Origin of the sequence: Mesotoga infera (genome assembly GCA_011045915.1) — a bacterium.
Taxonomy (GTDB): domain Bacteria; phylum Thermotogota; class Thermotogae; order Petrotogales; family Kosmotogaceae; genus Mesotoga; species Mesotoga infera_D.
In genome coordinates this window covers 1-2,454 of record DSBT01000049.1, presented here as the reverse complement: position 1 = coordinate 2,454, position 2,454 = coordinate 1, and the positions used below count along the sequence as shown (strand labels likewise).

The following is a 2,454-nucleotide window of genomic DNA, read 5'->3' as shown; positions in this document are numbered from 1 at the left end:
GAGCCTTTTGTTTATCATACTCTGCTCTTTCTTGGGTAGAGCGGCGAGCTTTCCCGACTCTTCCATTTCTTCGAAGTTCTTTAAAGCTTCGATTCTTTTCTTGATCGTGGTGAAGTTCGTAAGAAGTCCGCCAAGCCAGCGGTTGTTGACATAAAAGGAGTCACATCTCTTCGCTTCTTCTTGTACGATTTGCTGAGCCTGCCTCTTAGTGCCAACAAAAAGGAACGTTGCGCCTTCCTGAGCAGAATTTCTCACATGCTCATAAGCTTCTTCGATGAGTTTCAAGGTCTTCTGAAGATCCACAATATAGATGCCTTTTCTCTCACCATAAATATACGGCTTCATCTTGGGGTTCCATCTTCTCGTTCTGTGACCGAAGTGAACTCCGGCTTCGAGAAGCTGCTTCATTGATACTACCGACACAAATACACCTCCGTTTTGGTTTTCCTCCGGCTCTGCAAGCGATCGACCCCCGCAATGGGGGCACCGGGATCGATTGCGATTACTGCCGTGTGTTGTCCTCGTCTTTGACGAGATCTCTATATGTGTATCTCTTTGCGTTTAACCAAAGGTCCTCGAGAGAATAGAACTCTCTTCCCTTTTTACTGAATATGTGGATGATGAAGTAACCGCCATCGATTACCATCCAGTCATATCCCTTTCCTTTGTCGTAGAAGATTATCCGGACTGATTCCCTTTCAACATATTCCAGAACCCCCTCCCTGAGGGCATCCATGTGTGGATCGGAATTTGCTGTTGTCACAACAAAGTAGTCAGAAAGATTTGACACCTTGGAGATATCGAGTACTACTATCTCCTCTCCGTGCTTTTTGTCAAGTATCTCTACAATTTCCTTCACTACATTATCCAAAGAAAAATTCTCCTGTTCATATAATAGTTATCCGTTGACGGTTCACCGTTCACCGCAAAAGAATAAGTGAACGAACTAAGCAAAATGATTTCTCCCATACCCACTTCCACTAAATATTGATTTCATACTATTCTACGGTGACACTCTTCGCAAGATTCCTGGGTTTATCTGGATCTAGAGCCTTCCGCACGGCGACATAATATGCGAAGAGCTGTAAATACGGCGACATGACTAACGGGTACAGGGGTTCTAGGACTCCAGGTACTTCGATTCGGCTGTTGACTGCCTTTGCAACTTCTCTGTCATTCTCAGAGCAGATGGCTACGACCTTCGCATCTCGCGCTTTGGTCTCCATAATATTGGAAATCATTTTCGATTTTAGTTCATCCTCGGGGACTATTGCAAAGACCGGGAAATCATTGTCGAGGAGTGCGATTGGACCGTGCTTCAATTCGCCAGCCTGATAACCGCTAGCATGGATATAACTGATCTCTTTGAGCTTTAGCGCTCCCTCAAGGGCGGTTGCGTAACTGTATCCTCTGCCGATGTACATGAAGTGTTTATAGTCAAAATACTCTCCCGCAAGTCTGCTGCACTGTTCGTTCGCTATTGGCAAAGTGTTCTCAAATATTGTGGGCATGCCTTCCAGTTCATTCACAATCATAGCAATATCTGTTGTACTAGAGCCCATAATTTTCGCTATTCCTGCCCCCAAAAGAATCAGTACTGCGAGCTGCGCCACATAAGTCTTCGTAGCTGCCACTCCTATCTCCGGGCCTGCATTTATATAAATCACAGCATCGCTTTCCCGTGATATCGTCGATCCTACAACGTTTGTCAAAGATATTACTTTAGCTCCCATCTTCCTTGCCTTCCGGATGCCCTCGAGAGTGTCTGCAGTTTCTCCTGATTGAGAAATAGCAATGACCAGGTCGGCGAAGTTCTCTGATAGCCTTCTATAACGGAACTCTGACGCAACCTCCACTTCTGCGCGGATGTTTGAATAATCCTGAATGAATCTCTGAAAGACCAGACCTGCATGGTAACTGGTTCCGCATGCAAGAACGGTAATAGATCTTGCCTTCTTGATGTCATCTTTCAGATGCTCGATTTCTTTGAAATTGGGCGAACCAACCTTGATTCTTCCCGTAAGAGCGTTTCGAAGAGTCTGTGGTTCTTCGAAAATCTCTTTAAGCATGAAATGAGCATAGCCGCCCTTTTCCGCAGAATCCTCGTTCCAGGTGATCCTTGTAGCGGACTTCTTGACGACAGACCCGTCTATTCTAGTTATGTTAATGCTCTCCGGCCGAATTATAGCTAACTCTCCGTCATCTACGAAATAGACGTCACGAAGGTACTTGAGCAAGGGAGTAACGTCAGAAGCAAGATATCCACCCTGTTCTACCGACCCTACAACAAGAGGGCTGCCTTTGCGCGCCGCCACGATCACATCGGGATGATCCTGATGGACGACGCCAATTGCGTATGCGCCTTCCAGATCAACTAACATATGTCTTACAGCAGCAACAATATCGCCCGAATAGTGATCTTCAATCAGATGGGCGATTACCTCCGTGTCGGTT

3 protein-coding genes are annotated in these 2,454 nt (G+C 45.9%); all 3 read right to left on the bottom strand.

Annotated elements, in window-relative coordinates; genetic code table 11:
• Positions 1-423 (bottom strand): 30S ribosomal protein S2 (rpsB, locus tag ENN47_01465; GenBank protein HDP76857.1); only part of this gene is annotated, 423 nt, incomplete at its 3' end.
• Positions 424-502: 79 nt separating this feature from the next.
• Entirely contained in the window at positions 503-871 is a 369-nt protein-coding gene (gene rsfS, locus ENN47_01460) for a ribosome silencing factor (protein ID HDP76856.1), read from the bottom strand.
• A gap of 127 nt (positions 872-998) precedes the next feature.
• The coding region (gene glmS, locus ENN47_01455; protein HDP76855.1) for a glutamine--fructose-6-phosphate transaminase (isomerizing) at positions 999-2,454 on the bottom strand (1,456 nt) is incomplete at its 5' end.